The following is a 26,646-nucleotide window of genomic DNA, read 5'->3' as shown; positions in this document are numbered from 1 at the left end:
GACCTACGGCGTCGGGTCGTCTTGGGTCACGGGAACCTCCGACACGGGCACCGCGTCCCGACGGGAGGCCAGGATTCGCTTGCCGACCTCGATGATGATCGGGACGACCGAGACGAACACGATCAGCAGGAAGATCAGGTCGACGTTGTCGCGGATGAACGCGATCTGTCCGAGCAGGTAGCCGAGCAGCGTGACGCCGGCGCCCCACACGATGCCGCCGACGATGTTGTAGGTGATGAACACCGAGTACTTCATCTTCGACGCGCCCGCCACCAGCGGGGCGAAGGTACGCACGATCGGCACGAACCGGGCCAGGAAGATGGTGATCGGACCGTGCTTCTCGAAGAAGGCGTGCGACTCGTCGATGTAGCCCTTCTTGAAGAACTTCGCGTCGTCGGACTTGAACAGCGCGGCGCCGCCCTTCGCGCCGATGAAGTAGCCGACCTGGTCGCCGAGGATCGCGGCGATCGGGATGGTCACCATCAGCACCCACAGCGGGGCGAACGGTTCCACCTCGGTGGACTTGGAGGCCGCGATGAGGCCGGCGGTGAACAGCAGTGAATCGCCCGGCAGCAGGGGAAACAGCAGGCCGGACTCGATGAAGACCACCAGCAGCAGACCGACGAGCATCCACGTCCCGAAGGAATTCAATAGGTTGACCGGGTCCAGGAAGCCCGGCAACAACGCCAAATTGGTCACGGACTCCGAGGCTGCCTCCACAATCACGCGGCCCAGAGTACCGGCGATGGGAGTCCGGCTGCCCGCCCGTGCCCGGCGGCGAGGTGTGAAGCGAAGGAACGCACGTCGTCGCGGCGGCAACCGTGAGGTCGTCGAGGGGCGGTGAGGATCAGGAGTCGGACGAGACGCGCCGCAGCGTTTGCAATACTGCATGTATCCCCGGCGCCCCGACACCACCGGGCCGCGCCCCTCGACTCTCTATGGAGGACAGCTTCCGTGCCTATCGCAACTCCCGAGGTCTACGCCGAGATGCTCGGTCGGGCCAAGGAGCACTCCTTTGCCTTCCCCGCCATCAACTGCACCTCCTCGGAGACCATCAACGCCGCGATCAAGGGCTTCGCGGACGCGGGCAGTGACGGCATCATCCAGTTCTCGACCGGAGGCGCGGAGTTCGGTTCCGGCCTCGGCGTCAAGGACATGGTCACCGGCGCCGTCGCGCTCGCCGAGTTCGCGCACGTCATCGCCGCGAAGTACGACGTCACGATCGCACTGCACACCGACCACTGCCCCAAGGACAAGCTCGACGGCTTCGTCCGCCCGCTGCTCGCAATCTCGCAGGAGCGCGTGAACGCCGGGCAGAACCCGCTGTTCCAGTCGCACATGTGGGACGGCTCGGCCATCCCGATCGACGAGAACCTGGAGATCGCCAAGGAGCTGCTCAAGCTCTCGGCGGCCGCGAACATCATCCTCGAGGTGGAGATCGGCGTCGTCGGCGGCGAAGAAGACGGCGTCGAGGCCGAGATCAACGACAAGCTGTACACCTCCAGTGAGGACTTCGAGAAGACCGTCGACGCGCTCGGCGTCGGCGAGAACGGCAAGTACCTGCTGGCCGCCACCTTCGGCAACGTGCACGGCGTCTACAAGCCGGGCAACGTCAAGCTCAAGCCCGCGGTGCTCGAGGAGGGCCAGAAGGTCGCGGCCGCGAAGCTCGGTCTCGCCGCGGGTTCGCAGCCGTTCGACTTCGTCTTCCACGGCGGCTCGGGTTCGCTCAAGTCCGAGATCGAGGATTCGCTGAACTTCGGTGTGGTGAAGATGAACGTCGACACCGACACCCAGTACGCGTTCTCGCGTCCGATCGCCGGCCACTTCTTCACCAACTACGACGGCGTGCTCAAGATCGACGGCGAGGTCGGCAACAAGAAGGTCTACGACCCGCGCAGCTACCTCAAGAAGGCCGAGGCCGGCATGACCGCCCGCGTCATCGAGGCCTGCAACGACCTCAAGTCCGCGGGACGGTCCGTCTCCGGCAGCTAGGTTCTCTCGCCGAAAGTGCAGCTACCGACCCGGCCTCACGGCCGGTGCTCCGGTAGCTGCACTTTCGTCGTATCGGGGTGGGTCAGCAGACCTTCCAGGCATCGCCGTCGCGCTGCAGGTTGAACGAGCGCGCCGAGCTCTCGTTCGGGGTCGCGCCGGTGTGGACGGTGGCCTGGGCGATCGCGGTGTCGTCGGTGATGGAGATCGTGTCGATGCTCTCGACGACCGGGATGGACTTCTGGTCGACCGCCACGCGGTACACGTCGGCGAACTCGGCGTCGGGGATCTGCGCGTAGTAGGCCGCCAGGTCGCCGCAGGAGATGGTCCGCAGCGTGGCCAGGTCGCCGCTCTCGATCGCGTCGACGAAGGTGGTGATCGCGGTCTTGACCTGATCCTCCGCCGAGTTCCCGCTGACCGTCGAGGCGAAGAGGTAGGTCCCGCCCGCCACTGCGGCGGCCAGCACGGCGCCGGCGGCGACGACGATCGGCCACCGCTTCTTGCCGTTCGAGGCCGGCTCCGGGGCGGGGATCTTCGCGGGAGCGGCGGCCGGGGGGATCGGGCGTGGCGCGGCGGGGGCGGCACCCGCGGGCCGAACTGCAGGCGCGGGCCTGCCGGGACCGACCTTGGTGGGCGCGGCCTTCGGCCGGGAGACCTGGGTCGGCGGCACCACGGCGGCGGGCCGCGGGGGCGGCGGTGTGACCTTCGGGAGTGCGACGGTGATGTCGTCGGGGGTCGGATCCGGTGTGGCGTGGACCTTCGGCAGCGCGACGGTGGCGTCGTCCTGACCCGCGGCGGCCTCTGCGGGACCGGCCTCGGCCGGCGTGGGCGCCGGTCCGGGCGCGACCTTGCGCGGTGCGGCCGTCGGTGCCTGCGGCTTCCATGCCGCTCCGGACCGGTCGACCGGGACGGTGACCGCGGCCGGCTCCTCGGTGTCGGTGTCGGTGTCGTCGAGTTCGGGCTCGGGCTCGGCCGGCGCGTCCTCGGCGGCGGTCTCGGAGCCTGCCGGGGCGTCCTCGCCCTCGGGTTCGGCCGGGGCGTCGGTGGACGCGGGTTCCTCGGCGTCTTCGGTCTCCTCTGCCGCATCGGATGCGGGCGCCTGCGCGGGTGCGTCGGTGTCGGCCGCTCCGCTATCCGGCGTCTCGGTCTCGGTCTCGGTCTCGGTCTCGGCGTCGGCCGTCTCGGCGGCGGCATCCTCGTCCTTGTCCGCCGCGGTCACCTCGGCTTCCTCGGCGGCGACATCTCGACCGGTCGCGGAGGTCTCGGGCTCGGTGGACTCCGGGGTGGCGGCGTCCTTTTCGTCTGCCGTCGTCACCGCCTCCTTCCCGGTGTCCGTCGCGTCCGTGCCTGTCGCCGCCCGGTCGCTGCCGGGATCCGCGCTATGGGCGGCAGAATCCTTGGGGTCCGGGTTCTTGGGGTCCGACACGTCCGCCCTCTCGTTCGACATTCCTGATCGTGACTGTGGGCAGCCTATCGAGCGATCGGTGGCCGGGGCACAATGGTCGCCATGACCTCTTTCGGTGACCTGCTCGGCCCCCAGCCCACCCTGCTGCCCGGCGACGACGACGCGGAGTCCGAACTCCTCAACAAGGCGGATCCCAAGCAGGTCGCGGCCGACCATCCGACCGCCTCCATCGCGTGGGCCTACCTGGCCGAGGCCGCGCTGGCCGACGACCAGACGATCACCGCCTACGCGTACGCGCGCACCGGCTACCACCGCGGCCTCGATCAGCTGCGACGCAACGGCTGGAAGGGTTTCGGCCCGGTGCCGTACAGCCACGAGCCCAACCGCGGGTTCCTGCGTTGCGTCGCGGCACTGGCCAAGGCCGCCAACGCCATCGGTGAGTCCGACGAGTACGCCCGTTGCCTGGACCTGCTCGAGGACTGCGACCCCCGCGCCGCCGAAGCACTTGGCCTCGGCTAGCACTCACCGATTCACTGCCGACCGGGGCCGCGCGAGACTGAAGGCCTCGGTCACACGGCTGCGTGGGTCCGCCTTGCCCGTCCTGCAGTGCGCGCTCGCGGCCGGACTCTCCTGGTGGATCGCCAATGACCTGATCCACCACCCGGATCCGTTCTTCGCGCCCATCGCGGCCGTCATCTCGTTGGGGATCTCCCTCGCGGCGAGGCTGCGTCGGTCGGTGGAGCTGCTCGTGGGTGTCACCGTCGGCATCGGGATCGGCGACCTGTTGATCTCGCAGATCGGTACCGGCGCCTGGCAGATCGTGCTGGTGGTGTTGCTGGCCATGTCGACGGCGATCTTCCTCGACGGCGGGCCGATCATCTCCATGCAGGCGGGGACTTCCGCGGTCCTGGTCGCGACGCTCATCCCGCCCGAACGTGGCGGCGGGCCCGACCGGATGATCGACGCCCTCATCGGCGGCCTCGTCGGGATCCTGGTCGTCGCGTTCGTGCCGACCCATCCGGTGCTGCGGGCGCGGCAGAACGCCGCCGCGATCCTCGGCACCGCGGGGGAGGTGCTGCAGCTGGTGGCGGACGGGCTGGTCGAGAACGATCCGGAACCGATCGTCAGGGCGCTGCAGAAGGCCCGCGACACCCAGTCGTCGATCGACGGGCTCCGGTCCAACCTGATCGGTGGTCGGGAGATCAGCCGGGTCTCGCCGCTGTACTGGAACTCGCGCGAGCGCCTCGCGCGGCTGAGCGCCACGGCGGATCCGATCGACAACGCGATGCGCAACATCCGGGTGCTCGCGCGGCGATCGCTGACGCTGGTCCGCGACGACGAGATCCTCGATCCGCGGTTGGTGGACGAGGTGGAGAAGCTCGCGCAGGCGCTGGAGGTGCTGCGCCGGATGATGCTGGCCGATCCCGGCGAGAAGCCCGATCAGGCCGATGCGGCGCGGGTGCTGCGCTCGGTGGCGTCCGGGGCGAGGGCCGAGCTGGTGGAGAACGCGGGCGTGTCCGCCACCGTGGTGTTCGCGCAGATCCGCTCGCTCACCGTGGACCTGCTGCAGGTCGCGGGCCTGAAGCGAATCTCGGCCATCGCGACCCTGCCGCCGACGGTCGCGCATCCCTACTATCCGCCGGAGCAGTAGCGGCGACGATGTAGCCACATATGCGAATGTATGCATATGATGGACGCGAACCGCACGAAGGGGAGCGTCATGGGAGTTGGGCACGGGCACAGCCACGGGGGTGAGCCGACCGCCGCGGGACCGTCGGTGGGCCGCATCCGCCGGATGGTCATCGCGCTGGGGATCCTGCTCGCGTTCCTCGCGCTCGAGGTCGCGGTCGGCCTGGCGATCAACTCGCTCGCCCTCCTCGCGGACGCCGGGCACATGCTCACCGACGTCGTCGGCATGTCGATGGGGCTGGTGGCGTTGCTGCTCGCCAGGCAGGGTTCCAAGGCCGCCGCGCGCACCTTCGGCTGGCACCGCGCGGAGGTGCTCACCGCGATGGCCAACGCCGTGCTGCTGCTCGCCGTCGCGGTGTGGGTGATGTACGAGGCGATCGGACGGATCGGTGACGCCCCCGAGGTGCCCGGCCTGCCACTGATGCTGACGGCGGTTGCCGGGCTCGCGGCCAACATCGTGGTGATGCTGATGCTGCGCGCCGACGCCAAGGGCTCCATCGCGGTCCGCGGTGCCTACCTCGAGGTGCTCGCGGACGCCGTCGGCAGTGTCGGCGTCCTCATCGCGGGCGCGGTGGTGCTGGTGTTCAACTGGCCGTACGCCGACATCGTGGTGGGCGTGCTGATCTCGCTGTGGGTGGTGCCCCGCGCGATCAAGCTCGCGGGCGCCGCGCTGCGCATCCTCACCCAGGCCTCGCCCGCGCACGTCGACGTCGACGCCGTCGAGGCGGATCTGCGCGCCCTGCCCGGGGTTTCGGACGTGCACGACCTGCACGTGTGGACGCTGACCACGGGTATGGACGTCGCCACCGTGCACCTGACCACCGAGGCGGATTCACGGCAGGTGCTCGGCGCCGCCAAGACCGTGCTGGACGCACACGGGCTCGGTCACGCGACTGTGCAGGTCGAATCCGGGGCCGAGGGCAGTCACTGCCAGGAGAACATCACCTGGTGACGGGCTCGCCTTCGGAGAAGGTGGGATGTCCGGGAACCCTTGCCTGGTGGAGTTCGGGAACGGACCCTGGAGAACGGAGCGAGGTGTTCACGATGACAGAGCAGAGCAGGTACTGGGCTTCGGGCAATTGGCGGGTCGCGGACGGGAAGGCCGACGAGTTCGTCGAGCGCTGGGCAGAGTTTCTGACGTGGAGCAAGGAGGCCAACGACGGTTTTCTGTCGGCGCGGCTCATCCGCGACCGACAGGACCCGAATCACTTCGTGTCCTTTGCGGCCTGGCGGGATCCCGAATCCATGGACGCCTGGAAGGCCCAGCCCGGGTTCGCGGAACGCTTCAGCAGCTGCCGTGAACTCTGCGCGGACATGCAGGGCGGCAACTACGAGCTCGCGTGTGCCGTCTGACAGCGACGGACGCGCGGGGTTGTGGAGTCCGAACCCAGGTCAGCGGTAGCCGTCGGTGTTCGCGGGCAGATCCGGATCCTGCACCTCGACGACGTATCGCCAGCAGTCCGGCCGCGACCCGTCGACGTCGGTGAATCCGTACACCTGCGCCAGTTGCCCGCTGGAGACGACCTGGTCGTTCCATCGGGTGGCCTCCGGATCGGCGGCCAGCGCCGCGATCGCCCGACCGACGAACGTCGGGGACTCGGAGATCGCGAAATGCGGAACCCGCTCGAGGGCGTCGCGCCAGTTCTGTTCGGTGACGCCGAACGCGTCGAGCATGTTCTCCGATCGCAGCCAGCCCGGCGTGACGGCAATGGCCGCGGCGCCGTGCGGTGCCAGCTCGTAGGCCTGGGCGGTGGTCATCCGCCGCACCGCGGCCTTGACCAGGTCGTAGTAGAAGCCCACGTGTTTCCGGTAGGCGACGTTGTATTCCTCGGTGCCGTCGGTCATCTCGATCACCAGACCGCCCGGCCGCCGGATCAGCAGCGGCAGCGCGAAATGACTGGTGATGGCGTGGGTGTCGATACCCATCCGCAGCATCCGCAGCCCGCCGGGCAGGTCGTGCTCCCAGAGCGTGGTGCCGAACTGGGCGTACCGGTCGCCGCCGAAGATGTCGTTGACCAGCACATCCAGCCGGCCGTGCTCCGCGTCGATGCGCGCGACGAGATCGCGGACCTCGTCGGGTTCGAGGTGGTCGACCCGTAGCGCGTGGCCGTCGCCGCCGGCCGCCGTCATGAGTTCCCCGGTCTCCTCGATGGTCTCGGGCCGATCGATCTCCGAGCGGCCCGCCCGGCTGCTGCGCCCGGTCGCGTAGACCGTGGCGCCCGCGCGCGCGAGCTCGACGGCGATCGCCCGGCCCGCGCCCCTGGTGGCGCCGGCGACCAGGGCGACCCTGCCGGTGAGGTCGGGGGTGCGGTGTCCTCCGGAACTGTTCGCGGACATGGCGATCACCGGCTCCGTCGGGCGACGCCCGCCCCGGGTCGCCACAGGTCGACGTGCAGCTGGTCCTCCGAGACCGTCGTCAGGACCGCCTCCTCGACGCCGAGCTCGAAGATCTGCGCCTCGTCGCCGGGGTTCTGCTCGTAGCTCTCGAGGATGGCCTTCTTTTCCTCGCCGAACAGCTCGCGGGCCCGGCCGGAGATCTTCGCGTCGCCGCCCTCCATGGTGTGGTGCCCGGGGTTGCTGTGCAGCGAGAAGCGCGGGTCGCGGTGCAGGTCACGCGCCTTCATCGCGCCCGGCATCGACCCGAGGACCAGCAGGCCGCGGAAGATCTCCACCTCGGTGCCGCTGACCCGCGGCGATCCGTCGACCCGCAGGGTCGCCAGGACGTGATGCTTGTGCGCGCGCAGCCGCGCGGCGATGGACTCGGACAACTCGGGTGCCTCGTCGGAGAACTGCTGCCATGTCGTCATGGGGACAGTGTGCGCCCGATTCCCTGACATCTACTGTCAGTGATTGTCTCGTAGTCTCGTGCCCATGCGCTCGTCCCGACTGCTCGATCTCATGCTGCGCCTGCAGGGCGGCCCCGGTGCCACCGCCGATCGGCTGGCCGACCAGCTCGGCGTCTCCGTGCGCACCGTGTACCGCGACGTGGCCGCGCTGCAGGACGCCGGCGTTCCGCTGTACACCGAGTCCGGACCCGGCGGCGGAATCCGGCTCCTCGACGGGTGGCAGTCGAAGCTCAGTGGCATGACCGGGGTGGAGACCTCGGCGCTCATGTTGCTCGGCGTTCCGGGCCTGGCGTCGGACCTGGGTCTGGGGGAGCAGACGGCCGCCGCCGAGGCCAAACTCCTTGGCGCCATGCCCCTTCCGCTGCGCGCGGGCGCGGAGATCTGGCGGCGGCGCCTGCACGTAGACGCGCCGGGCTGGTTCGGGACGGCGGCGACCGCCCCGCACCTGGCGACGGTGGCGCGGGCCGTGCTCGAGGGCAGGCGACTGCGGATCGGCTATCGCCGGGGCGACCGGGAGACGACCCGCACGCTCGACCCCCTCGGGCTGGTGGCGAAGGCGGGCGTCTGGTACCTCGTCGCCTGCCATCGCGGCAGGGCGCTGTCCTTCCGGGTGTCGCGGATCGGCGCCGCGGTGGTCCTCGACGAGGACGCCCGGCGGCCGGACGACTTCGACCTGGCGAGCTGGTGGGCGGAGTCGACCGCCGAGTTCGACCGCTCGCTGCTGCGGTACCCGTGCCGGGTGCGGCTCGCACCCGCGGCCTGGCGATCGCTGCCCGCGGTGATCGGGCCGGAGGCGGCGCGGGTGACCCCGGGCCCGGCGGATGCGGAGGGCTGGGTCGAGGCGGCATTGGCACTCGAGTCGGAAGAGGTTGCGGTGCACCAGTTGACGGCGCTCGGCGCGGGAGTGGAGGTGCTGGGACCGGACTCGCTGCGCGCGGGCCTGCGCGCGATCGGCGCGGAGATGGCCCGCCGGAACGGCTGATCGGTCAGAGCATCCGGCGGACCCGGTCGAGCGCACGGGCCCGGCGCACCGACACCCGCGTCCACAGCGCCTGCTGGATCGCCAGCGTCGCCCAGCCGGCCAGTGCCATGCCGGACAGGTTCAGCAACAGCTGCATGGTGCTGCCCCAGATTTCGTGGCCTGCCCCGAATGCCAGGGCCAGACCCACGTTTCCCGCCGCGGGCACCGTCGTCACGGAGATGAACACCCCGGCCAGCCCGGCCGACTTCGCCGAGGTCAGCGACAGCACCCCTGCCGCCGCCGCGATCACCGCCACGATGAACGACCACTTGTCGGGGGTGTAGATGAATGCGGTGCCCGGCCGCGGACCGGTGACGTCGTCGATCGTCACCCAGCCCAGCCCCCGGCCGACCAGCGCGAGGATCGCCGTGACCGCGATCGCGACCACGAACCCGACGACGAGGGTGCGGACCGCGAGCGCGAGCAGCACCCACCTGCGTCGCACCAGCGCGACGCCGAGCGCGGCGATCGCCCCGAACTCCGGCCCCAGGACCATCGCCCCGATCACCAGGATCTGTGAGTCGGTGATGATCGCGATCGCCGCCAGCAGGGTCGCCAGGGACATGAAGCTCAGGTAGGTCCAGTTGAGCTCGGTCTCCTCGTAGGAGCGCTGGGCGACCTCCGCCCACACCACGGAGTCCGCGCTGCTGCCCGGGGTGCGCAGTTCCGCGTCGAATCCGCTGCGGGAGAGCCACGCGTTGACCGGTTCGATCTCGATGCTGCCGCGGTGATGCAACCCGGTGGCCCGCAGTTCGTCGATCACGTCGTTGGCCGCTTCTCGGGCGATGTCGGCGTACACCACGTCGCCCTCCGGACGTAGCGAGGCGCCGCGCATCACCGCGAGGCCGCTGACGGCCGGTTCCTCGTCGAGGATCCGGAGGGCCTCGTCGGTCATGTCGCTCGGCGCCAGGATCCGCATGTGCAGCATGGGCACAGTCTGCCGGGTCCAGGACCGAAGTCCTGGGATGCGCGGGGCGCGAATTCGGTTTCCGAGGCGTCGCCCCGGTCGCTAGCATGCCGTGCCATGGCTACTCCACATCCTCGCGTGTACTTCGGTGACCGGATCGTCGACGCCGCGGAGGCGACGCTCGGGGTCGCCACCTCGGCGGTCCTGTACGGACTGAGCGTGTACACGGTGTTCCCGGTGCAGGTCGACGGGTCGCGGCGCAGCGCCTTCCGGCTCCGCGACCACTTCCAGCGGATGGTCGAGTCCTGCAAGATCATCGGGATGGACGGGTTCGCACGTGAGTGGGACTACGACCGATTCGTCTCGGTGGCAACCGAACTCGTTGCCGCGAACGCGCCGACCGAGGACGTGTTCGTCCGGGCCACGGTGCACGTCGACGAGTCGATCGCGGGAACCCGGGTGCGGGGCTGTTCCACCACCGTCAGCATGTTCGTCTACGACGCGGTGCCGATCGTCCCCCAGGACGGCATGCGGCTGAAGACCAGCACCTGGCGCCGGATCCCGGACGACGCGATCCCGTCGCGCGCCAAGGTCAACGGGGCGTACGTCAACTCGGTGTTGGCCAAGCAGGACGCCATCGATGCCGGCTACGACGACGCGATCTTCCTCGACGGGAACGGCCACGTCTGCGAGCTCAGTGCCGCCAACATCTTCCTGGTGCGCGGCGGCACCCTGATCACCCCCGACGTGTCCTGCGACATCCTCGACGGCATCAACCGGCGGACCCTGCTCACCCTCGCCGCCGAGGACGGGATCCCCGTCGTCGAGCGCACCGTCGACCTCACCGAGCTGTACATCGCCGACGAGGTGTTCGCCACCGGCACCTCCGCGGGCGTCGCGCCGGTGACCGAGGTGGACGGCCGGGTGGTCGGCGACGGCACCCCCGGCCCGATCGGGCAGGCGCTGCGGAAGCGGCACGCGGCGGCCCTGCGCACCGACGAGCTGCACGGCTGGGTCACGAGGCTGTAGGCGCCTGCGGCGCCCGTGCGCGGTTGGCGAGTGTGTGCACTCGTCAAGCGCGCACAGGCGGCGGAGCCGCCTATTTCTTGACGGCGGTGAGCAGCAGGTACTCCCATTCCATGGTCCCGGCGCCGCGGTCGTGGCGTCGGCCCAGCTCGGCCAGCTCGCGGTCCAGGGCCCGCACCCGGTCGGGCTCGTCGGCGATCGACCGGTAGACCGCGATCGTCGGGCCGTAGCAGGCCTTGAAGAAGTCGCGGAACTGCTCGGCGGTGTCGAAGCAGTCGACGGTCAGCCGCTCGCGGCGGGCCACGACCTCGCTCACGCGGTCGCCGAGGAGGGCGCGCACGTGCTCCTCGCTGCCCCACAGCGGCGGCGGCTGCGCGCCGGGCGGCGGCGGGGGAGCGTACGGCTTCATGGTCGCGAACATCTGTCCGATGAAGCCCTCGGGCGTCCAGTTGATCAGGCCGAGCGTGCCGCCCGGCCGCAGCACACGGACGAGTTCGTCCGCGCTCTCCTGGTGATGGGGCGCGAACATGACGCCCACGCAGGAGATGACGGCGTCGAACTCGTCGTTCGTGAACGGCAGTGCCTCGGCGTCGGCCTCGCGCCAGTCCAGCGTCAGGCCCAGCGACTCGGCCTGCTGACGGCCCGAGTCGAGCAGCTCAGGGGTCAGGTCCGAGGCGACGACGGTCGCGCCGAGGCGGGCGGCGGGGATCGAGGCATTGCCGGAACCGGCCGCGACGTCGAGGACGCGGTCGCCCGCCCCGATCCCGCAGGCCTCGACCAGGGCGGGGCCCAGGGCCGCGATGACGTCGGCGGCGATCGACGGGTAGTCACCGAGCGCCCACATGGCGCGATGCTTGGCCTTGATGTCGGGTGCGGTGTTCGTATTCGTGCTCATGGCGGATCTCCCTGGGTGTCGGTGTCACAGCTGGTGGTACTTCCAGCGTCGATCCATCCGGGCGCGCGCTCCAGTCCCAGATCTGAACCACCGGCGGTTCACGATCTGTACTGGCGTGCGGGCCGGGCCAGGCGTGTACTGGTCAGGGGGTAACCGAGGAGGAAGCCGTGTCGGAATACGGCCAGTTCTGCCCGGTGGCGAAGGCCATGGAGCTGCTCGACGAGCGCTGGACCATGCTCGTGGTGCGCGAGCTGCTGGCAGGCAGCACCCACTTCAACGACCTGCGGCGGGGCAATCCCAAGATGTCGCCCGCACTGCTGTCCAAGCGGCTGCGGACCTTCGAGCGTGCCGGGGTGGTCCGCCGGACCGTCGAGGACGGCCGCAGCAGCTACACCCTCACCCCCTGCGGCGAGGAGCTCGGCGGCGTGGTCGAGGCGCTCGGGGCGTGGGGCGTGCGCTGGATCGGCGAGCTCGGCGAGGAGGACCTGGATCCGCACCTGCTGATGTGGGACATGCGCCGGACGGTGCCGATCGACCGGTGGCCGCGCGGCCGCACCGTTGTGGCCTTCGAGTTCGACGACGTGGCCGCCCGCGCCGGGCGGTGGTGGCTCTGCGTGACGGGCGACGAGGCCGACGTCTGCGACTACGACCCCGGCTTCGAGGTGACCGCCACCATCGCCACCCGCCTGCGCACCCTCATCGAGATCTGGCGCGGGGACCGGTCCTGGGAGCAGGCGCTGGCGGCCGGGCTGGTCACGATCTCGGGCCCGAGCTCGGCGGCCAGGGAGGTGCCCGCGTGGCTGGGGCAGATGAACCTGGCCGCGACCGTCAGGCCGGGCTGAGGCGCGCGAACACCGGCGCATTCCTGCTCACCGAGAGGTTTGCATAATAGAGAGTTGTCTCTATTATCGGTTCATGGGGCGCCGGCCGAAGTACGCGAACGACCAGATACTGGATGCCGCGTCCGCAGTGCTCGCGCGCGGTGGGCCGGCAGCGGCCACGGTGGTCGCGATCGCGGCGGAGCTCGGTGCCCCTTCGGGGTCGATTTACCATCGCTTTCCCTCGCGGGATCTCATCCTTGCCACCCTGTGGGTCCGCACGATCCGCCGGTTTCAGGCCGGCTACCTGGAGGCTCTCGGCGACCCTGACCTGGAAACGGCCCGTGCGGGCGCCGTCCGGCACGTCCTTCGCTGGTCAGCGGACCACCCGGACGACGCTCGCATCCTGCTGATGTACAACCGGGATGATCTCATCGCGGCCTGGCCCGACGAGCTCGGCGACGACCTCGCGACCCTGAACGACGGCATCGAGGCCGCCGTCGGCCGGCATGTCATGGCGAGGTTCGGCGCGATCACTCCCGAAACGGTGGGCAGGGCACGCTTCGCCCTCATCGACGTGCCGTATACCGCAGTGCGGCACAGCATCATCAGCGGAGTTCTGATCGACGACTGGCTTGTGGACGCGGCGCTCGCTGCGAGCGCCGCCATCCTGAACAGCCGCATTGCCGGAGCACGAACGAGAGGTCAGTCATGACGCGAGTCACCGATGTTCACGTCCGCACGTTCGCAGGGGAAGTCGGCACTATCGGCCGGCAGCTGGAGACGCTCGCGAGCGAGCAGGAGGACTTCTGGGTGACCGATCTCGCGCCTCCCATGATCCTCGATCGGGGACTGCAGCCGGGCTCGCGCGGCGGGCACGGCAGCGTCCGCTACAGCGTGCTCGAACACTCGCCGGGAGAGAGCGTGGTCTTCGGGTTCGACCCATCGATCGGGCTCGTCGGTACCCATCGTTTCATCGTCGCGCAGGACGGCGATCAGGTGAGCGTGCGCCACGAGCTGGATGCCGAAGCCTCAGGTTCTATGCGGTTGCTCTGGAAACGATTGGTGCTGCCGATGCACCGCGGCGTCATCGAGGACATCTTCGACCATCTCGAGCGCGCTTCCACTGGCACCGCTCATCGGCAGCAGCCGACGAGTGCAGCTATGAGGTGGCTGGCGCGTCGAATGGCGGCTGCGGGCATCTAGGTAGGAATCTGCAGGCGAAGGGGCGTGCCTCGGCAACGCTGTCCAACCAAGAGTCCAAGTGTCCAATCCACTGGACACCCGGCCCTCGGGCATGCCATGCTGCGGCGGTGCAAGATCAACATTCGTTCCGGGTAGGCGTCTCCGCCGAGGCCGTCCGGCTCGCTCGGGAACGGGCCGAGATCGCCGATGCGTCGTACCGGAACGTGATCGCCGAGGCGATCGCGGTCATGCGTGCCGAAGGATTGAGCGACCGCAGGATCGCGGCCGAATTGGACGTCAGCAAATCGTCGATCCGGGCGATGGCGATCGGCCCCGAGGTCGACGACGAGTCCGCGGCCGGTCAGATCGAGGCGCTCAGGTTCGGGGTGTGGGTCGACGTCGCTGGCATGTCCGGGCAGCACTTCATCATCGAGGACGACCAGCTGGTCAGCCATGAGCGGATGGCCCTGCACGGCATCGACGCCGAACTCCTCCGCGCCGATCCCGCAGACACCGCCGCCCGGGAGTACCTGCACGTGACAACCGGCCAGCGGATCCTCGTGTACTCGCAGGAACGATGGAAGGGCAGGCCCGACGAGGCGGCCGAGGACGGGTGGGACAAGCGAGGCCGCTACCGCATCGAACGGTGCCCCGGGCTGGAGGAGGGGCGATGCGCGGACAGCCACACGCCGCTGCTGCTCGGTGAGATCGGGCTGAGGGAAGGCGATGACCTCTTCGGAAACGGCTGGCCCGTTCGGCGCCCGACCGCGCATCAGGTGTGGAAGCTGCTCACCGCGGCCATCGAGGAGACCTTCGAGATCTTCGATCCCTCCTATCCGGAACTCGAGCGGCGGCGGCCGGGCACCACGCCGCGTTACCGGGCGAGGCCGGGAAACGGTGTGCCCGTGACCGATTCCCGTCGAAGCTGATCGCCCCGAAATCAACCGCCCAACCGAAGCGGTTCACGTGAGAAAGGGAGCCAGGAAGTGGCAACACAGGAAGAACTCGTTGCGGGAATCGCCGAGATCATCGAGGAGGTCACCGGAATCGAGCCATCCGAGGTGACCGTCGAGAAGTCCTTCGTCGACGATCTCGACATCGACTCGCTCTCCATGGTGGAGATCGCGGTCCAGACCGAGGACAAGTACGGCGTGAAGATCCCCGACGAGGATCTCGCCGGTCTCCGGACGGTCGGCGATGCCGTCGACTACATCCAGAAGCTGGCAGCGGAGAACTCGGAAGCCGCAGAAGCGATCCGGGCGCAGATCGAGACCGGACGCCCCTGACCCCCGACCAGGGAAGGATCTGCCCCGGATACCGGGGCGGATCCTTCCCGCCGGTGGGTGCTCAGATCTCGGCCCGGCGTTCCGCGGCCGTCGGCCACGGGTTCACCCCGTGGGTCAGCCACTCGGCGGTGCCACGCCAGAACCCGTCCCGGTGCCGGTCGTGGAAGAGTCCGAAGTGCCCGATTGTGTTGTGCCCGAGTCTCTCCGGCTGCAGCTCTACCCTGGCCCGATCGCTGCCCCGGTAGTACCGGAGCGTTCGCTCGAGGGCGGCAGGGGTGCCGAACTCGTCGTCCGTGGTGGCCACCGCCAGGATCGGCGCCCGCACGGCGGCGAACCGGCGTCGCACCTCGGCTCGCTCGCCGCGCGGATAACTGGACTCCATCGCGGCCCGGCGGAAGGCCCACTCGCGGGCCACCCCCGCAGGCAGGTCCTCGAGCCAGCCGAGCCGGCGACCGGGAAAGTATCCGTACGCGGCGGTGAGTGCCGGCATCGCCAGGTGCCACTTCGCGAGCAGGCCCACCCGGCTCCGGCGCGCGTAGTCGCGCCAGTACGCGTACTGCGCGCCGACGGTGAGCATCCGGTCCACGTGCACCGCGCCCGCCGCGAACCCGGGCAGGAACCCGCCTATGCTGTGCCCGACCACGGCTAGCGAACGGTTCGGCTCCTGCGCCCGCGCGAAGGCGACCGCCGCGTCGAAGTCCTGCTCGCCCCACGCCCGCCATGGGATCGCGGCGCCGCGCAGCGTGCCGGGCGGCCGGGACTCGCCGATGCCGCGATAGTCGTAGGTGAGCACCGGCGAGCCGAGCTCGGCCAGGTACCGCGCGTACCGCTGGTAGTAGCGGGCCAGTACCCCGGTGGCGCAGTTGACGATCACCATCGGCGCGTCCGTGCCCGCGATCGCGGGGTCGAACATGTGCCCGCCCAGCACGACGCCGTCCCGGCACCCGAAGGTGACGGGACGGGTCGTGACCTCGGTTGATGTCACGCCAGCCGCTCGATCACCGTCGCGTTTGCCATGCCGCCAGCCTCGCACATGGTCTGCAGGCCCGCGATTACGGCGTCGCTCATGGCTGCTCCTTCGCGGTGGTGCCGCCGAGGATCCGCCGCAGCTGCCGGGCCTGGCCCGCGAGTTCACCTGTCGCGGTGTGTAGTTCGGCCTCGTCGACGCACAGATCCTCGGTCGCCCACACGGTGCGGTGGCGCAGCCGGTACCAGCGCGATGCCGGTGCGGAGGGCGGGAAGTGGGCGCTGAACTCGATGGTGGGAATCGGGACGGGTGCGGTGCGGGTGGCGTACAGGCCCGGCGGCAGGGCGTCGAGCAACACCGCCGCGACCTCCTGCGGGGCGAAGTCGATGTCGGCGGTCAGACGGATCCAGACGTCGAACTCGGGTGTCTCGCCGCCGGCGAACGGACGGGCCGAGTTGATCGGCCGGATGTCGAGATACTGCGAGAACGGCACGAAGTCGACCGGGATCTCGAGCGCCGCGAGCGATTCCGGGTCCGGGTGAGACTCCGTCGCCGCGGGTGGCGGCCACGCCGGGGCGGTGCGCGGCGAGCGGGCGAGCCGGACCAGGGCGGTCGCGCTGCCCGCGATGGACGAGCGTGCGCTCGCCGAGCGTCCGGCGTGCTCGACGTCGACCTCCACCCGGAACTCGCCCGGGGGCACCGGGGCGTACAGGTGCGCGGACACGGCGGTGGGGGTGGCGTGGAGTCGGACGGCGGCCGCGCGCAGCAGCGAGGCGACCACGAGCCCGCCGTGGATGCCGCCGAACCCCCGCCACGAGTCGTCGAAGGTCGTCGGGAAGGCGGTGTTCGTGGTGGCGGTCATTGCACTGCCTCTGCGGTTTCGGTGGTCGGGTGGGCGCGGACGGGGGAGTCGGTGGAATGTGCCTGCGCGGTGATGCCGAGAGCGGCGGCGGCCGCGAGCACCGAGACCGCCGCGACGGCCCACCAGGAGTGCGCGAAAGCCGTTAGGGTGGAGTCGAATCCGGCGGGCGTGCCCAGGATGGCGACGAGGGCGCTGATGCCGATGACCGCGCCGATCTGCCGGTGCATGGTGACCACGGCGCTGCCGGTGGCCGAGCGGTCCGGTGGCAGGCCTGCGGTGGCCGTGGCCAGCACGGTCGGCAGCGCCAGGCCGACCCCGACGCCCGCGATCAGCCAGCCGGGCAGGATCTGCGTCGCATACGCCGGCTCCGGTCCGACGGAGGCCGCGACGAGCACCGCGCCGCCGCCCCAGAGCATGCAGCCGAGGGCGGCGATACGGCCGGCGTCGACCCGGGCCGCGAGCCGCTGCGCGACGATCGCGAACACCGGCACCATCAGCGGGCCCGGCGCGATCGCCATGCCGGTGCGCAGCGCCGAGAAGCCCCAGACCGTCTGCATCCAGAGGATGTTCGCCAGCAGCGCGGCGGCGAACCCGGCGCTGAAGAGCAGCATCGCCGCGTTCGACCAGGCGAAGCTGCGCACCCGGAGCATGGCCGGGTCGAGGATCGGCGCGCCACCGCGTGTGTTGCGGAGCCAGAACGCCGCACCCGCGACGGTCGCGACAGCGAGCGTGCCGAGGAACCCCGCGCTCGACCAGCCCCAGTCGGGCCCCTTGACCAGTGCCAGCGCGAGCGACCCGACCGCGACGGTGAGCGCGGTGGCGGCGAGGACGTCGGGATGGTCGGCGTCGCGGTCGCGGGACTCGGGGATCGAGCGGGCCGCGAGCACCAGGAACGCGATCCCGATCGGCACGTTGATCAGGAACACCCAGCGCCAGGTCGCGGCGACCAGGAGGCCGCCGATCACGGGGCCCGCCGCGGCGGCGACGGCGCCGGCGGCGGCCCAGATGCGGACCGACGCGGAGCGTCGCTCGGCGGGCAGGACGGTGAGGATGAGGGCGAGGCTGGCCGGGGTGAGCAGCGCGGCACCGATGGCCTGTGCGGCGCGGAAACCGATGAGGGACCACAGGTTCGGGGCCAGCGCGCAGGCCGCGCTCGCCGCGATGAACAACCCGAGCCCGAGCAGGAAGCCGCGCCGTCGGCCCACCTTGTCCGCCCAGCGTCCGAGCGGGATGAGCAGCGCGGCGTAGAGGATCGCGTAGCCGTTGAGGACCCAGCTGAGGTCCGCGAGGGAGTGACTCGAGAAGTCGGCGCCGATCTCGTCGAACGCCACGTTGACGACGAACAGGTCGAGGCCGGCCAGGAAGCTGGCGCCACAGAGGGCGACGAGGACCGGGACTGGGCGGACAGGTCGCGATAGCTGACTATGGAGTTCCATAGTCAGCACGGTACGAGCTGACTATGGGTTACGCAAGCCAGGGGTACGATCGGGGCCATGGGAGCGATTCACCTGGAGGGTGCGCTGGCCGACCGGGACGCCTGGCGGGCCACGCGGTGCTCGATCGGCAAGGCGATGGAGGTCATCGGCACCCGGTCGGCGATGCTCATCATGCGCGAGGCCTACTACGGCACAACGCGATTCGACGACTTCGCGTCCCGCGTCGGGATCACCGAGGCGGTCGCGTCGGCGCGGCTGCGCGAGCTAGCCGACACCGGGCTGCTCGAGCGCAGCCCCTACCGCGAGCCCGGGCAGCGCACCAGGCACGAGTACCTGCTCACCGAGATGGGGCGCGACCTGCTGCCCGCGGTGTTGGCGCTGATGCAGTGGGGCGACAAGTACCTGCAGGACGGGAGCGGTGGCCCGCTGTCGCTGGTCGAGAACGGCACCGGCGATCCGGTGCGGGTTGAGGTGCGCGGCAGCTCGGGGAGCGCACTCGAACTCGAGGACCTGCGGGTGCGCGTTGCCAGACCGCGGGACCCGGACGAAGTCGGAGACGCCGAACGGCAACGGCGCTAGCCTTCGTAGATGACCCCTGCGCGCAGGAATCTCTGTGTCGCCTATGGCGTGATCGCGTTCGTTGCCCTGATCGCGACGTGGTGGAACAACATCGCCTACATCGCGGACGGCGGTGATCTCGGCGAGTTCGTCGCCGACGGCTATGCGAACTACGCGAGCAGTTCGTTGACGAACGACCTGTGGTTCCTCGCGCTGGCGGCCGTCGTGTTCATGGTCGTCGAGTCCCGCAGGCTGGGCATCAAGTACGTGTGGGTGTACGTCGTGCTGTCGTTCGCGATCGCGATCAGCGTGATGTTTCCGCTCTTCCTGATCACTCGCGAACGGCGCCTGTCGGAGAGCCGCACACCGACGCCCCCATGATCACGGGCGGACGACGTCGAAGACGAATCCCTCGATCGTGACTCCGGGCGCGAACGAGAACGCGACGCCCGTCGAGATCGGCTTGTTCGCTCCCGCCTGACCGGCGATCCTCTCGAGCACGAAGATCAATGAGACGCTCGACATGTTTCCGTATTCACCGAGAACCTCCCAGCTCGTCGACGAGGCTTCCGGCGTGAGGCCGAGCGATCGCGCGGATTCGAGCAGGATCTTCGGCCCGCCCGGGTGGATTGCCCACACATCGATGTCTGGCTGCCGCAATCCATTGCGGCGCAGAACGTCTCCGACGACGGGGGCGACGCCGTTGTAGATGTACTGGGGTACGTTCTCGGACAGTTCGCACCTGATGCCGTCGTGGTTGACGCCGACCGCGATGCCGTCTTCGGTGGCCTCGAACAGGTGGGTGAAGTTGTCCCGGATGACGATCGTCCCGGGCTGGGCCTGCTCCGCCCCTCGGTTGGCCCCGATGACGACCGCGCCGCAGCCGTCTCCGAACAGGCTGTGGATCACCGCGTCGTTGACGTCTTCGACGGGGGAGGCATGCACCGAGTTCAGCTCGATGCACAGGACCATCGCCTTCTTGTCCGGGTTGGCCTGGACAAAGTCCGAGGCGGTGCGAATTCCGTTCATCGCTGCCGCGCAGCCCATGAAGTTGACCACCAGCCGTGCGACCGACCGAGGCAGTCCGAGGTCTTCGACGACCGCGACATCGACGCCGGGCGCGATGACGCCGGTGCTCGTGGCGAACACGAGAAGTCCGAGGTCGGCCGGGTCGACTCCGTCGAGCGCCCGCCGCGCCACATCGACCGCGAGTGGAACGGCGTGACGGTAGAACAGGTGCATGCGGTCCTGGATCGTCGCTGGTTTGCCGCTGGGCGCATGAACTCGAGGATCCAGCGGGTCGACCGCGAATCGCCGGGTGTCGATCATGGTCTTGCGGAAGATGCGTCTGATCCGGGCTTGCTGCTCCGGGTCGGTGAATTGCCCAGCCATCCAGTCCGCTGCGACGGATTGGTCGAGGACCAGGTCGGGCGCACCGGTCGCAATCGCTTCGATGACGGGTACCGGCGTTGGCGGCGCCGACGGAATTGCGGGCTGGCGCGCGTGTCCAGCCGCGCGGGTGAGAAGGGCGTGGTCGACAGCGATTGACATGATGGGCCGGTTCTTTCTCGCTCGGGCGATCGGGGAATCCGTACTCCGATCGTCGACGAGCGAACGCCCGGCAAGTAGGCACCCGAGGGGTGTAGATCCCCATCCCGGCGTCCGAAGTTGCTCAGAGCGCGATACTCATGGCCGCCCGTGAGTGCTCAGTGAGTCCCTGCACTCACCAACCGCGCACGGGCGGCGGAGCCGCCTACAGCCAGAAGCGCATCAGGTAGTTGCCGTACTGCGCCCAGATCTCCGGCACCCCGGACAGGCCGAACAGCCAGTAGATGGCGTCGAAGAACGCCCGGTTGATGAACGGCACGAACAGCAGCGCCACCAGGAACAGGATGCCCAGGCCCTTGTACTGGTCCAGGGCACGCCGGGTCTGCGGGGACAGCGACGGCTCCAGCGCCCCGTACCCGTCCAGGCCCGGCACCGGGAGCAGGTTCAGCACCGTGGCCATCACCTGGAGAAACGCCAGGAAACTGAGGCCATACCAGAAGACCCGGTGCTCGCTGCCGCTGCCGAACACGGAGATCACCAGCAGCAGCACCACCGCCGCGGCCGCGTTCACCGCGGGCCCGGCCAGCGAGATCCGCCGCTGCACCCGGGCGGGCAGTCCCGCGGTGCGCAGGTAGACCGCGCCGCCCGGCAACCCGATGCCGCCGAGCGCGATGAACAGCACCGGCAGCCCGATCGAGAGCAGCGGATGGCTGTACTTGAGCGGGTTCAGCGTGAGGTACCCGCGGGCCTCCACCTCGTCGTCGCCGTGCCGCCACGCGGTGTAGGCGTGACCGAACTCGTGCAGGCATACCGTCACCACCCAGCCGGCGATGACCAGCAGGAAAACGCCGACGTGCGCGAGCGTGGAACGCGGGGCGGCGTTCCAGGACAGCGCGCCGCCGAGCACCGCCAACGCGACGACACCGAAGAAGACCGGGCTCGGGCGGACCGCGACCCTTCGAGTGGGGGCACCGGGGAAGGTCATGCGCCCAGTATCACCCGCCCCGCCCGGCGGTGACGGTGGGAGCGCCCGGATCACTTCCCCTCGGTGACCGCGGGCGGAAGGATGGGGGTGCGGGGCTCGGTGCCCCGGAGGAGAAGCTCGACCATTGCCCACCTGGGGGTGTGATGTCGGGACGAGGAGCTCGATGGCGGCCGCGCCGCGCCCTCCTGGTGCTCGCGCTCGTGGCGCTGACGGGATGCTCCGGCCCGGCCCTCGACGGCCCGGCGTCCCCGACAACCCCGACGTTCGCCCCGCCGCTGCCCGGCGGCGCGCTGGTCCTCCCCACCGAGGGTGGTGGGCCGCCATCGAATGCCGCCCCGGCACCGACGAGCTGTGACGCGACGCCCAGCCTGCGGCCGGGGGCACCGACGACGCCCGGGTCGATGCCGCCGGGCGGCCCGCTCGCCCGCATCGCCGAGCGCGGCCGGCTGATCGTCGCGGTCGACCAGTCCACCAACCTGTTCAGCTTCCGGGACCCCCGCACGGGTGATCTCGCCGGATTCGACGTCGCCATCGCGCGGGAGATCGCCCGCGACATCTTCGGTGACCCGTCGAAGGTGGAGTTCCAGATCCGCAACACGGTCGATCGCGAGCCCGCGCTGCGGAGCGGTTCGGTGGACCTGATCATCAACGCCATGACGATCACCTGTGACCGGGCGGAACGGATCGACTTCTCGACCGTCTACTTCCTTGCCGCGCAACGGATCCTGGTGACGGAGGGGTCCGGGATCGGCGGTGTCGCAGATCTCGCCGGTAAGCGGGTGTGCACGGTCCCGAACACCACCTCGCTGGCCAACCTGCAGCGGGTTCAGCCGGCCGCGACCGTCCTCGCCGTCGAGACCTGGGCGGATTGCCTCGTCGCGCTTCAGCAACGACAGGTGGAGGCGGCCACCACGGACGACGCGCTCCTGGCCGGTCTCGCCGCGCAGGACCCCTACCTGGAGATCGTGGGCGGCAGCCTGGAGGCGGAGCCGTACGGGATCGGGATCGACCGTGGCGACGACGAGCTGGTCCGCTTCGTCAATGCGACGCTCGAGCGGATCCGGTCGGACGGGACCTGGGCGGCGCTGCACGACCGCTGGCTCTCGGTTCTCGGCCCGCCGCCCGCGCCGCCGGCCCCGGTCTACCGCGATTGACCCGAGGAGCCCGCGTCAGCGGACGAGCAGCCAGTCCTGCGGATGCCGGTAGAAGCTGCACCGCTTCAGTGAACGGGGCGTCGTGACGCCGTCGCGGGTGACGACCGCCGCCACCGACCCGGTCTGGACCGCGCGGGCGGGAGTCCACCGCGGGCCGAGAAATCCCCAGCCCCGGGCGGCGGCGGCCCGGACGCCGGGCGCCTCCAGGGTCGGTGAGACCCGCAGCGACCGGATGGTCCCGGAGAACAGCCTGGTCGAGTCCGCGTACGTCTCGCCGACGAGTTCGCCGCCCTCTGGGCCGGTGATGGTGGCGAGTCCGACCAGCGCGGTGCCCGAGTCGTCCCGGACCAACGGAAGCGGTGCGGCCCGACCCAGCACGGCCAGGTCGGCGGCGGGGGAGCCGGTCGGCAGCCGGTAGAGCCGCGTCGCGGGGGTTCGCGTCGCCGTGACGTAGGCGAGCTCGACGGACAGCCGCTCGGTGCGCATCAACCGGGTCAACGCGGCAGCCAGCGCGGCGTCCTCGCCGACGACGACCAGCCGGGGTGCGGACGGGGACCCGCCCAGCTCGTCGAGCAACGGGAGCAGTTCGTCGAAGTCCGGCTTGGTGGGTACCGCGGGCGCGGTGACCGTGGTGAGCTCCGCCAACCGGGGTGGGATCGGCGCGTCACCGCAGGCGAGCACGAGACTGGTCAAGGTTCTGCTCCCGGTCCGGGTCGGCGGTCGACCGATGGTCACATTCGTACAACCAGACGATACGAAGGTGACATTCGGTCACCCAAACCGGGCACGCCGGCATAACGAGTACCCCACTACTCGTGCCATCCGCGCACGACGGCAATAGCGTCGGAGTGAGCCGCCCAACCGACCGGAGATCACCATGCAGATCACGATGCCGACCACGCGCGACCACCCGGACACCCTTGCCCGCACCATCCGGTTCTGCAGGTCGGGCCTCGTCGCGGCGGCGGCCGAGATGCGCGAAGAGGGCGACGCGGGCCGCGCCGCGGACCTCGAAGCGGCCCGCCGCCTGCTCGACCTCGGGATCGGTCAGATGTGCACGCCCTCCGGACTGAACTCCCGGCGCTTCCAGGTGCAGCCGCGGGGCCTGCGGATCGGGAAGGCCAGGACCGATCGGCTCGCCACGCGGGCGGACACCCTGCGGTTCACGGTGGACCTCCCGCCGGGCTCCGGGCCGGATTCGTGGGACGAGGACCTGGCGGTGACCTGGTTCAACATGGCCACCCTCCGGGGCGGATCGCACCCCCTCGATCAGTTCACGGCCGACATCCCGCCGGACCCGGCGACCCGCTCGACGCTGGTGCGCACCGGGGCCGGGGTGATCGTCGCCGCGATCGACGGATCGGATTCCGACGGCGGCCCGTCGCACCGACCCGGGTTCGTTCTCATCGCGGAGTGAGAGCGCTCCGGGGCAGACCTTAGACTTCGGCCATGGTCTTCGCGTGGCCCACGGTGAATCGGGACGACGAGCTCCGCACCGTGGTGTCCACGTTGCGCAATCGGCGGGGGCCGTGGGGTGCCGTGCTCACCGGCGAGGCCGGGGTCGGCAAGACGACCCTGGCCAGGGCGGCCGTCGGTGCCTTCGCCGGTGACCGGCGTTGGGCCGCGGGCACCGAATCGGCGCGCGCCGTGCCGCTCGGAGCCTTCGCCCACCTGGTGGGCGTGTCGAGCCCGATGGACGCGGCCTCGGTGCTGCGCGCGGCCCGCGAGCACCTCGTCGCCGACGGAGCCGACCTGGTGATCGGGGTCGACGACGCGCACCTGCTCGACCGGCTCTCCGCGACGTTCGTGCACCAGCTCGCCGTCAACCGGATCGCCCCGCTCGTGGTCACCGTCCGGACCGGGGAACCGGTGCCGGACGCGATCACCGCGCTGTGGAAGGACGACCTGCTCACCAGGGTGGAGCTGCCGCCGTTCACCCGGGCGGAGGCGATCACGCTCGTGGAGTCGGTGCTCGGCGGTCCGATCGAGGAGTCGAGCGCGGACCGGATCTTCGTGATGTCCGAGGGCAACCCGCTGTTCCTGCGGCACGTGGTGGAGGGCGCGTTGGAGGCCGGCACGCTGCGTGCGGTCGCCGGGGTGTGGCAGCTCCGCGGCGAGACCGTGATCAGCCCGCACCTGAGCACCCTGATCGAGTCGCGGATCGATCACCTGGACCCCGCGCTGCGGCATGTGCTGGAGCTGCTGGCGTTCCAGGAGCCGCTCTCGCTGGAGGTGCTCTCGAAGCTCAGCGACCCCGAGACGGTCGAGGCGGCGGAGAATGCGGGCCTGGTGCGGGTGCGCAAGCGCGACGACTCCGGATTGACGGTGAAGCTGGCGCACCCGCTGTACGGCGAGGTGGTGCGGGCCGGCACCGGCGTCCTCGCCGCGCGTAGGCTGCGCGGCGAGATGGCCCGCCAGATCGCGGACCACCCGCCCGCGCACGTGAGCGATCGGATCCGGTTGGCCGCCCTTGCGCTGGACAGCGATTCGCCGCCGGAGCCCGAGTTGCTGATCGCCGCGGCACGCGACGCGCTCACGCTCGGCGAACTCGTCCTCGGCGAGCGGCTCGCGCGCGGAGCGATGGCGATGGGTGCCGGCTTCGCCGCCGCCCTTCCGCTCGCCCATTCGCTGGCCTGGCAGGGCCGCGGCACGGAGGCCGAGGCGGTGCTGGGCCCGATCGACACCACCCCGCTCGGCGAGTTCGACCTGTTGCTCTGGTGTCTTCCGCGCTCGGCCAACCTGTTCTGGATGCTCGGCAGGCCGGACGAGGCCGCATCGGTGATGGCGGAGGTGCGCACCCGGCTCGCGCACCCGGCGGCGTTGAACCTGCTCGATGCGCTGGAAGCGATGTTCGCCGTGTACGCGGCGCAGCCGGCAGCGGCGACGGCGAGCATCTACGAGGTGATCGACTCGCCCGACGCGCTACCGCTCGCAAAGGCGTGGGCGGGCGCGAGTGGCGCGCTGGCCACCGCGTACCTGGGCCGGTTCGACGAGGTCCCCTCGTTCGCCGAGCGCGGGCTGGCGGCGGCGGCGGAGTCCGAGACCGGCCTACTGCGCTTCACGATCGGGCTGGGCCAGGTGTACACGCAGACGATGTCGGGTGAGCTCGATGCGGCGGAGGAGCTCGCGCGGCACTACGTCGACTTCGCCGAGATGCAGCAGCCGGGCCGCTCGCTCGGTGGCGTGCTGCTGGGCCGGGTGCTGTTCGTCAAGGGTGCGCTGGCCGCGGCGGAGACCGAATTCCGCCAGGCGGCAGCGGTTCTCGAGGGCACCGGCTATTCGTGGGCCTTCCTGTCCGCGGCGTTCCTGTGTCAGTCCCTCGCCGCGCTCGGCCGGGCTGGGGACGCCCGCGAGGAGTTGGTGCGCGCCGAGCGCCTGTTCGGCGCGAACACCGAGGTGTTCCGGTCCGACCTGGAGCTGACCAGGGCGTGGGTTGCGGCCAGCGAGTCGGACACCCGACGTGCGATCGCCCATGCCAGGGCCGGGGCCGCCGCCGCGGCCGGGTCGGAGCTGCTCGCGCAGGAGGGGCTGTGCCTGTACCTGGCCGCCCGGTTCGGGGACGCCACCACCGCGCCGCGCCTGGCGGAGATCGCGGACCGGGTCCCGAGCCCCCTGATCAAGGCCGCCGCCGCCCACGCGAGGGCGTTGGCGGACGGCGACGGGCAGGCGCTGGACACCATCGCCGCGAAAGTGGAGGAGGCGGGCGCACTCCTCGCGGCGGCGGACGCGGCCGCGCAGGCGGCGGCGGCGCACGCGAGCGCCGGAAATCGCCGCGCCGAACTCGCGTCGACGGCCAATGCCAAGCGGCTCGCGGACCTGTGCGGGGCCACGACACCCGCACTCGCGGTGGTCGCGAAGCCGCTGCCGCTCACCGAGCGCGAACGGGAGGTCGCGTCGATGGTGGCGCTCGGCCTGTCCAACAAGGAGATCGCGGATCGCCTCGTCGTCTCCGTCCGCACGATCGAGGGTCACATCTACCGTTCGTGCATCAAACTGAACGTCGCGGACCGGGCCGCGCTGGCGGACGCGGTCCGGGTGGGAAGCAGGTAGCCCACTACGCGCGCCGTCC

The 26,646-nt window shown here is 70.4% G+C and carries 29 protein-coding genes; 17 read left to right on the top strand and 12 right to left on the bottom strand.

The genetic code is table 11. From position 1 onward, the window contains the following. Nucleotides 1-3: 3 nt before the first annotated feature. Entirely contained in the window at nt 4-726 is a 723-nt protein-coding gene (locus tag ACFQS9_RS00475) for a VTT domain-containing protein (RefSeq protein ID WP_378400436.1), read from the bottom strand. Between the two features lie 228 nt (nt 727-954). Between ACFQS9_RS00475 and fbaA the strand changes: the two genes are divergently transcribed. Next, entirely contained in the window at nt 955-1,992 is a 1,038-nt protein-coding gene (gene fbaA, locus ACFQS9_RS00470; protein WP_378400434.1) for a class II fructose-bisphosphate aldolase, read from the top strand. Nucleotides 1,993-2,074: 82 nt separating this feature from the next. Here fbaA and ACFQS9_RS00465 read toward each other — a convergent pair whose 3' ends face one another. Next, nucleotides 2,075-3,436, bottom strand: coding sequence for an Rv0361 family membrane protein (locus ACFQS9_RS00465; RefSeq protein WP_378400432.1), 1,362 nt, complete (start codon nt 3,434-3,436; stop codon nt 2,075-2,077). Between the two features lie 60 nt (nt 3,437-3,496). Between ACFQS9_RS00465 and ACFQS9_RS00460 the strand changes: the two genes are divergently transcribed. The 4 genes from ACFQS9_RS00460 to ACFQS9_RS00445 all read left to right on the top strand — a co-directional run bounded on the left by ACFQS9_RS00460 (nt 3,497) and on the right by ACFQS9_RS00445 (nt 6,436). Then, entirely contained in the window at nt 3,497-3,913 is a 417-nt protein-coding gene (locus tag ACFQS9_RS00460) for a DUF3151 domain-containing protein (protein ID WP_378400430.1), read from the top strand. A 37-nt stretch (nt 3,914-3,950) separates the two neighbouring features. After that, on the top strand, nt 3,951-5,045 hold the full coding sequence (locus tag ACFQS9_RS00455; RefSeq protein ID WP_378400774.1) for an FUSC family protein: 1,095 nt from the start codon (nt 3,951-3,953) through the stop codon (nt 5,043-5,045). Nucleotides 5,046-5,114: 69 nt separating this feature from the next. Further along, complete coding sequence (locus ACFQS9_RS00450) at nt 5,115-6,035, top strand: cation diffusion facilitator family transporter (RefSeq protein ID WP_378400428.1); 921 nt, start codon at nt 5,115-5,117, stop codon at nt 6,033-6,035. A 92-nt stretch (nt 6,036-6,127) separates the two neighbouring features. Next, nucleotides 6,128-6,436, top strand: coding sequence for an antibiotic biosynthesis monooxygenase family protein (locus tag ACFQS9_RS00445; protein ID WP_378400426.1), 309 nt, complete (start codon nt 6,128-6,130; stop codon nt 6,434-6,436). Nucleotides 6,437-6,475: 39 nt separating this feature from the next. Here ACFQS9_RS00445 and ACFQS9_RS00440 read toward each other — a convergent pair whose 3' ends face one another. Beyond that, a complete protein-coding gene (locus tag ACFQS9_RS00440; RefSeq protein ID WP_378400424.1) occupies nt 6,476-7,420 on the bottom strand; it encodes an SDR family oxidoreductase in 945 nt (314 codons plus the stop codon). A gap of 5 nt (nt 7,421-7,425) precedes the next feature. After that, complete coding sequence (locus ACFQS9_RS00435) at nt 7,426-7,890, bottom strand: pyridoxamine 5'-phosphate oxidase family protein (RefSeq protein WP_378400422.1); 465 nt, start codon at nt 7,888-7,890, stop codon at nt 7,426-7,428. 64 nt (nt 7,891-7,954) lie between these two features. On the opposite strand from ACFQS9_RS00435, the gene ACFQS9_RS00430 reads away from it, so the two are divergent. Then, nucleotides 7,955-8,911 carry a helix-turn-helix transcriptional regulator gene (locus tag ACFQS9_RS00430; RefSeq protein WP_378400420.1) on the top strand — a complete coding sequence of 319 codons (957 nt, stop codon included), beginning with the start codon at nt 7,955-7,957 and terminating at the stop codon, nt 8,909-8,911. A 4-nt stretch (nt 8,912-8,915) separates the two neighbouring features. Here ACFQS9_RS00430 and ACFQS9_RS00425 read toward each other — a convergent pair whose 3' ends face one another. Then, nucleotides 8,916-9,878 carry a DUF389 domain-containing protein gene (locus ACFQS9_RS00425; RefSeq protein ID WP_378400418.1) on the bottom strand — a complete coding sequence of 321 codons (963 nt, stop codon included), beginning with the start codon at nt 9,876-9,878 and terminating at the stop codon, nt 8,916-8,918. Nucleotides 9,879-9,974: 96 nt separating this feature from the next. On the opposite strand from ACFQS9_RS00425, the gene ACFQS9_RS00420 reads away from it, so the two are divergent. Beyond that, nucleotides 9,975-10,886, top strand: coding sequence for an aminotransferase class IV (locus ACFQS9_RS00420; protein WP_378400416.1), 912 nt, complete (start codon nt 9,975-9,977; stop codon nt 10,884-10,886). Between the two features lie 70 nt (nt 10,887-10,956). Here the strand turns inward: ACFQS9_RS00420 and ACFQS9_RS00415 are convergent, their stop codons facing one another. Next, complete coding sequence (locus tag ACFQS9_RS00415) at nt 10,957-11,778, bottom strand: class I SAM-dependent methyltransferase (RefSeq protein WP_378400414.1); 822 nt, start codon at nt 11,776-11,778, stop codon at nt 10,957-10,959. 167 nt (nt 11,779-11,945) lie between these two features. Between ACFQS9_RS00415 and ACFQS9_RS00410 the strand changes: the two genes are divergently transcribed. From ACFQS9_RS00410 to acpM, 5 genes are all read left to right on the top strand, one after another. Further along, complete coding sequence (locus tag ACFQS9_RS00410) at nt 11,946-12,620, top strand: winged helix-turn-helix transcriptional regulator (protein WP_378400412.1); 675 nt, start codon at nt 11,946-11,948, stop codon at nt 12,618-12,620. A gap of 73 nt (nt 12,621-12,693) precedes the next feature. Next, the gene (locus ACFQS9_RS00405) at nt 12,694-13,311 is read left to right on the top strand and encodes a TetR/AcrR family transcriptional regulator (RefSeq protein WP_378400410.1); all 618 of its coding nucleotides are present in this window, start codon (nt 12,694-12,696) and stop codon (nt 13,309-13,311) included. Next, nucleotides 13,308-13,802 carry a hypothetical protein gene (locus tag ACFQS9_RS00400; protein ID WP_378400408.1) on the top strand — a complete coding sequence of 165 codons (495 nt, stop codon included), beginning with the start codon at nt 13,308-13,310 and terminating at the stop codon, nt 13,800-13,802. The genes ACFQS9_RS00405 and ACFQS9_RS00400 overlap by 4 nt, the downstream gene beginning before the upstream one ends. Nucleotides 13,803-13,909: 107 nt before the next feature. After that, nucleotides 13,910-14,710, top strand: coding sequence for a hypothetical protein (locus tag ACFQS9_RS00395; protein WP_378400406.1), 801 nt, complete (start codon nt 13,910-13,912; stop codon nt 14,708-14,710). 57 nt (nt 14,711-14,767) lie between these two features. Continuing rightward, nucleotides 14,768-15,067, top strand: a complete 300-nt coding sequence (acpM, locus tag ACFQS9_RS00390; protein WP_378400404.1) for a meromycolate extension acyl carrier protein AcpM — start codon at nt 14,768-14,770, stop codon at nt 15,065-15,067. 61 nt (nt 15,068-15,128) lie between these two features. Here the strand turns inward: acpM and ACFQS9_RS00385 are convergent, their stop codons facing one another. From ACFQS9_RS00385 to ACFQS9_RS00375, 3 genes are all read right to left on the bottom strand, one after another. Continuing rightward, on the bottom strand, nt 15,129-16,052 hold the full coding sequence (locus ACFQS9_RS00385) for an alpha/beta hydrolase family protein (RefSeq protein WP_378400402.1): 924 nt from the start codon (nt 16,050-16,052) through the stop codon (nt 15,129-15,131). A gap of 79 nt (nt 16,053-16,131) precedes the next feature. Further along, nucleotides 16,132-16,896, bottom strand: coding sequence for a thioesterase family protein (locus tag ACFQS9_RS00380; RefSeq protein WP_378400400.1), 765 nt, complete (start codon nt 16,894-16,896; stop codon nt 16,132-16,134). Further along, nucleotides 16,893-18,332, bottom strand: a complete 1,440-nt coding sequence (locus tag ACFQS9_RS00375) for an MFS transporter (protein ID WP_378400398.1) — start codon at nt 18,330-18,332, stop codon at nt 16,893-16,895. The genes ACFQS9_RS00380 and ACFQS9_RS00375 overlap by 4 nt, the downstream gene beginning before the upstream one ends. A 57-nt stretch (nt 18,333-18,389) precedes the next feature. Between ACFQS9_RS00375 and ACFQS9_RS00370 the strand changes: the two genes are divergently transcribed. Both ACFQS9_RS00370 and ACFQS9_RS00365 read left to right on the top strand, forming a co-directional pair. Then, nucleotides 18,390-18,911: a winged helix-turn-helix transcriptional regulator gene (locus ACFQS9_RS00370; RefSeq protein WP_378400396.1), complete on the top strand. Its 522-nt coding sequence runs from the start codon at nt 18,390-18,392 to the stop codon at nt 18,909-18,911. Between the two features lie 9 nt (nt 18,912-18,920). After that, nucleotides 18,921-19,271, top strand: coding sequence for a DUF2834 domain-containing protein (locus ACFQS9_RS00365; RefSeq protein ID WP_378400394.1), 351 nt, complete (start codon nt 18,921-18,923; stop codon nt 19,269-19,271). Here the strand turns inward: ACFQS9_RS00365 and ACFQS9_RS00360 are convergent, their stop codons facing one another. Together ACFQS9_RS00360 and ACFQS9_RS00355 are read right to left on the bottom strand one after the other, a co-directional pair. Further along, complete coding sequence (locus ACFQS9_RS00360; protein ID WP_378400392.1) at nt 19,272-20,441, bottom strand: type III polyketide synthase; 1,170 nt, start codon at nt 20,439-20,441, stop codon at nt 19,272-19,274. Between the two features lie 202 nt (nt 20,442-20,643). Further along, the gene (locus ACFQS9_RS00355) at nt 20,644-21,423 is read right to left on the bottom strand and encodes a site-2 protease family protein (protein WP_378400390.1); all 780 of its coding nucleotides are present in this window, start codon (nt 21,421-21,423) and stop codon (nt 20,644-20,646) included. Between the two features lie 143 nt (nt 21,424-21,566). On the opposite strand from ACFQS9_RS00355, the gene ACFQS9_RS00350 reads away from it, so the two are divergent. Further along, a complete protein-coding gene (locus ACFQS9_RS00350) occupies nt 21,567-22,577 on the top strand; it encodes a transporter substrate-binding domain-containing protein (RefSeq protein ID WP_378400388.1) in 1,011 nt (336 codons plus the stop codon). Between the two features lie 15 nt (nt 22,578-22,592). Here the strand turns inward: ACFQS9_RS00350 and ACFQS9_RS00345 are convergent, their stop codons facing one another. Then, nucleotides 22,593-23,270, bottom strand: a complete 678-nt coding sequence (locus ACFQS9_RS00345; protein WP_378400386.1) for a hypothetical protein — start codon at nt 23,268-23,270, stop codon at nt 22,593-22,595. 184 nt (nt 23,271-23,454) lie between these two features. Between ACFQS9_RS00345 and ACFQS9_RS00340 the strand changes: the two genes are divergently transcribed. Next, complete coding sequence (locus ACFQS9_RS00340; protein ID WP_378400384.1) at nt 23,455-23,994, top strand: hypothetical protein; 540 nt, start codon at nt 23,455-23,457, stop codon at nt 23,992-23,994. 32 nt (nt 23,995-24,026) lie between these two features. Next, on the top strand, nt 24,027-26,627 hold the full coding sequence (locus ACFQS9_RS00335) for a helix-turn-helix transcriptional regulator (RefSeq protein ID WP_378400382.1): 2,601 nt from the start codon (nt 24,027-24,029) through the stop codon (nt 26,625-26,627). Nucleotides 26,628-26,646 lie beyond the last annotated feature (19 nt).

This window comes from Rhodococcus daqingensis, assembly GCF_042665615.1.
In the GTDB taxonomy this organism is placed as follows: Bacteria; Actinomycetota; Actinomycetes; order Mycobacteriales; family Mycobacteriaceae; genus Rhodococcus_G; species Rhodococcus_G daqingensis.
Note: the sequence above shows the minus strand (reverse complement) of the source record. Positions and strands in the feature narration are given on the sequence as shown.

Coding starts and splice junctions, on each gene's coding strand:
- ACFQS9_RS00465 (WP_378400432.1), bottom strand. CDS start 3,436: ATGTCGAACGAGAGGGCGGACGTGTCGGACCCCAAGAACCCGGACCCC.
- ACFQS9_RS00460 (WP_378400430.1), top strand. CDS start 3,497: ATGACCTCTTTCGGTGACCTGCTCGGCCCCCAGCCCACCCTGCTGCCC.
- ACFQS9_RS00450 (WP_378400428.1), top strand. CDS start 5,115: ATGGGAGTTGGGCACGGGCACAGCCACGGGGGTGAGCCGACCGCCGCG.
- ACFQS9_RS00445 (WP_378400426.1), top strand. CDS start 6,128: ATGACAGAGCAGAGCAGGTACTGGGCTTCGGGCAATTGGCGGGTCGCG.
- ACFQS9_RS00440 (WP_378400424.1), bottom strand. CDS start 7,420: ATGTCCGCGAACAGTTCCGGAGGACACCGCACCCCCGACCTCACCGGC.
- ACFQS9_RS00435 (WP_378400422.1), bottom strand. CDS start 7,890: ATGACGACATGGCAGCAGTTCTCCGACGAGGCACCCGAGTTGTCCGAG.
- ACFQS9_RS00430 (WP_378400420.1), top strand. CDS start 7,955: ATGCGCTCGTCCCGACTGCTCGATCTCATGCTGCGCCTGCAGGGCGGC.
- ACFQS9_RS00425 (WP_378400418.1), bottom strand. CDS start 9,878: ATGCTGCACATGCGGATCCTGGCGCCGAGCGACATGACCGACGAGGCC.
- ACFQS9_RS00420 (WP_378400416.1), top strand. CDS start 9,975: ATGGCTACTCCACATCCTCGCGTGTACTTCGGTGACCGGATCGTCGAC.
- ACFQS9_RS00415 (WP_378400414.1), bottom strand. CDS start 11,778: ATGAGCACGAATACGAACACCGCACCCGACATCAAGGCCAAGCATCGC.
- ACFQS9_RS00405 (WP_378400410.1), top strand. CDS start 12,694: ATGGGGCGCCGGCCGAAGTACGCGAACGACCAGATACTGGATGCCGCG.
- ACFQS9_RS00400 (WP_378400408.1), top strand. CDS start 13,308: ATGACGCGAGTCACCGATGTTCACGTCCGCACGTTCGCAGGGGAAGTC.
- ACFQS9_RS00380 (WP_378400400.1), bottom strand. CDS start 16,896: ATGACCGCCACCACGAACACCGCCTTCCCGACGACCTTCGACGACTCG.
- ACFQS9_RS00375 (WP_378400398.1), bottom strand. CDS start 18,332: ATGGAACTCCATAGTCAGCTATCGCGACCTGTCCGCCCAGTCCCGGTC.
- ACFQS9_RS00370 (WP_378400396.1), top strand. CDS start 18,390: ATGGGAGCGATTCACCTGGAGGGTGCGCTGGCCGACCGGGACGCCTGG.
- ACFQS9_RS00365 (WP_378400394.1), top strand. CDS start 18,921: ATGACCCCTGCGCGCAGGAATCTCTGTGTCGCCTATGGCGTGATCGCG.
- ACFQS9_RS00360 (WP_378400392.1), bottom strand. CDS start 20,441: ATGTCAATCGCTGTCGACCACGCCCTTCTCACCCGCGCGGCTGGACAC.
- ACFQS9_RS00355 (WP_378400390.1), bottom strand. CDS start 21,423: ATGACCTTCCCCGGTGCCCCCACTCGAAGGGTCGCGGTCCGCCCGAGC.
- ACFQS9_RS00350 (WP_378400388.1), top strand. CDS start 21,567: ATGTCGGGACGAGGAGCTCGATGGCGGCCGCGCCGCGCCCTCCTGGTG.
- ACFQS9_RS00340 (WP_378400384.1), top strand. CDS start 23,455: ATGCAGATCACGATGCCGACCACGCGCGACCACCCGGACACCCTTGCC.
- ACFQS9_RS00335 (WP_378400382.1), top strand. CDS start 24,027: ATGGTCTTCGCGTGGCCCACGGTGAATCGGGACGACGAGCTCCGCACC.